Genomic DNA, 3,058 nt, shown 5'->3' with positions numbered 1-3,058 from the left:
GGTGGCGAGTACCAGTGGCGCCGCGAGGGCGAGCTGCACCTGTTCAACCCGGAGACGGTCTTCCTGCTCCAGCACGCCACCCGCAGCCGCCAGTACGACGTGTTCCGGCAGTACACCGCGAAGGTCGACGAGCTGGCCGCCCGGGCCGGCTCGCTGCGCGGCCTGTTCACCCTGCGCGCCGGCGTACGGTCGCCGGTGCCGTTGGACGAGGTGGAGCCGGCCGGCGAGATCGTCAAGCGGTTCGCCACCGGCGCCATGTCGTACGGGTCGATCTCGGCGGAGGCGCACGAGACCCTGGCCATCGCGATGAACCGCCTCGGCGGCAAGTCCAACACCGGCGAGGGCGGCGAGGACGTCGACCGGCTGCTCGACCCCGAGCGCCGCTCGGCGGTCAAGCAGATCGCCAGCGGCCGGTTCGGGGTGACCAGCGAATACCTGGTCAACGCCGACGACCTGCAGATCAAGATGGCGCAGGGCGCCAAGCCCGGCGAGGGCGGCCAGCTGCCCGGCAACAAGGTCTGGCCGTGGATCGCCCGGACCCGGCACGCCACTCCCGGCGTCGGCCTGATCTCGCCGCCGCCGCACCACGACATCTACTCCATCGAGGACCTGGCCCAGCTCGTCCACGACCTGAAGTCCGTGAACCCGGCCGCCCGGGTGCACGTCAAGCTGGTCAGCGAGGTCGGCGTGGGCACCGTCGCGGCGGGCGTCGCCAAGCTCAAGGCCGACGTCATCCTGATCTCCGGCCACGACGGCGGCACCGGCGCGTCCCCGCTCAACTCGCTCAAGCACGCCGGCACCCCGTGGGAGCTGGGCCTGGCCGAGGCCCAGCAGACGCTGCTGCTCAACAAGCTCCGCGACCGGGTGACCGTGCAGGTCGACGGCCAGCTCAAGACCGGCCGGGACGTGCTGATCGCGGCGTTGCTCGGGGCGGAGGAGTTCGGCTTCGCCACCGCCCCGCTGATCGTCGAGGGCTGCGTGATGATGCGGGTCTGCCACCTGGACACCTGCCCGGTCGGCATCGCCACCCAGAACCCGGTGCTGCGCGAGCGCTTCACCGGCAAGCCGGAGTTCGTGGAGAACTTCTTCCTCTTCCTCGCCGAGGAGGTCCGGGGTCTCCTCGCCGAGCTGGGCTTCCGCAGCATCGAGGAGGCGATCGGGCACACCGAGCTGCTCGACGTCACCGGCGCGATCGACCACTGGAAGGGCCACGGACTCGACCTCAGCCGGGTGCTGCACCTGCCGGAGCTGCCCGAGGGTGCGGCGCGGCGCGGGATCCGGCCGCAGGACCACGGCCTGGAACGTGCCCTGGACAACCAGCTCATCGCGATGGCCGAGCCGGCCCTGCGGGGCGGCGGCCCGGTCCGGATCGAGCTGACCGTCCGCAACGAGCACCGCAGCGTCGGGGCGATGCTCGGCGGCGAGGTGACCCGCCGGTTCGGCGGCGCCGGGCTGCCCGCCGACACCATCGAGATCCTGCTGCACGGCACCGCCGGGCAGTCGTTCGGCGCGTTCCTGCCGCGCGGGGTCACCCTGCGCCTGGTCGGGGACGCCAACGACTACGTCGGCAAGGGCCTCTCCGGCGGCCGGATCGTGGTCCGTCCGGACGAGGTCGCGCCGTTCGTCGGCGAGGCCGCCGGGCCGGGGGAGCGGGCCGAGGACCAGATCATCGCCGGCAACACCATCCTCTACGGTGCGACCGGCGGCGAGGTGTTCCTGCGCGGCCGGGTCGGCGAGCGGTTCGCGGTGCGCAACTCCGGGGCGGTGGCCGTCGTCGAGGGCGTCGGCGACCACGGCTGCGAGTACATGACCGGCGGCACGGTGGTGGTGCTGGGCCCGACCGGGCGCAACTTCGCCGCCGGCATGTCCGGCGGTACCGCGTTCGTGCACCGGCTGGACCGGCGGCTGGTCAACGCCGAGCTGGTCGACCTGTCGCCGCTGCGTGACGAGGAGCGGGACCGGCTGCACGAGCTCGTCCAGCGGCACTTCGCCGAGACCGACTCGGCGGTCGCCGAGGAGCTGCTCAAGCGCTGGCCGGAGGCGGTGGAGGAGTTCACCGCCGTGGTGCCCCGCGACTACCGCCGGGTGCTGGAGATCATGCGGGCCGCCGAAGCCGCCGGCCACGACGTCGACGACGCGGTGATGAGTGCCCTCGCAGCACCGTCGGCCGCGCCGGTGCCGCCCGCCCCGCGGGCGGTCGCCCAGGAGGTGGCTCGTGCCTGACCCGAACGGTTTCCTGCGCTACGACCGGCGGCTGCCGGCCCGCCGGCCGGTGCCGGTGCGGATCATGGACTGGCGGGAGGTGTACCCGCCGGCCGGCGAGGAGCTGATCCGCGAGCAGGCCACCCGGTGCATGGACTGCGGTATCCCGTTCTGCCACGATGGCTGCCCGCTGGGCAACCGCATCCCGGACTGGAACGACCTGGTCCGCACCGGCAACTGGGACGCCGCGGTGGAGTCGCTGCACGCCACCAACAACTTCCCCGAGTTCACCGGCCGGCTCTGCCCGGCGCCCTGCGAGGCGGCCTGCGTGCTCGGCCTCGGCGGCCAGCAGCCGGTCACCATCAAGCAGGTCGAGGTGGAGATCGCGGACGCGGCGGTGGCCGGCGGTGGGCTGCGGCCGCGTCCGGCCCCGGCACCGACCGGGAAGTCCGTCGCCGTGGTCGGCTCCGGCCCCGCCGGGCTGGCCGCCGCGCAGCAGCTCGCCCGCGCCGGGCACACCGTCACCGTGTACGAGCGGGACGACGCGCTCGGCGGCCTGCTCCGGTACGGCATCCCGGACTTCAAGCTGGAGAAGCACCACATCGACCGGCGGGTGGCCCAGCTCGCCGCCGAGGGGGTGCGCTTCCGCACCGGGGTGAACGTCGGCGTCGACGTGACCGCCGAGCAGTTGCGCGCCGAGCACGACGCGGTGCTGCTCGCCTGCGGGGCTCTGCAGGGCCGGGACACCCCGGAGACGCCGGGCCGGGCGCTGCGCGGCGTACACCAGGCGATGGCGCACCTGGTCGCGGCCAATCGGGTCGTCGCGGCGGCCGGAGAGGGCCGGCCGGCGCTGGCC

Annotated in this window: 2 protein-coding genes; both read left to right on the top strand. The window is 73.8% G+C overall.

Annotation, left to right across the window (positions count from 1 at the left end; translation table 11 throughout):
- A partial coding sequence (locus ACWEVO_RS33790; protein ID WP_452311479.1) for a glutamate synthase-related protein occupies positions 1-2,223 on the top strand: 2,223 nt, incomplete at its 5' end.
- Positions 2,216-3,058, top strand: an 843-nt coding sequence (locus ACWEVO_RS33785; protein ID WP_452311478.1) for an FAD-dependent oxidoreductase, incomplete at its 3' end; no start/stop codon positions are given. The genes ACWEVO_RS33790 and ACWEVO_RS33785, both read left to right, overlap by 8 nt.

The sequence above is a fragment of the Micromonospora sp. NPDC003776 genome (assembly GCF_053605645.1).
The sequence above is the reverse complement of the archived record's forward strand: the minus strand, read 5'-3'. Positions and strand labels throughout refer to the sequence as shown.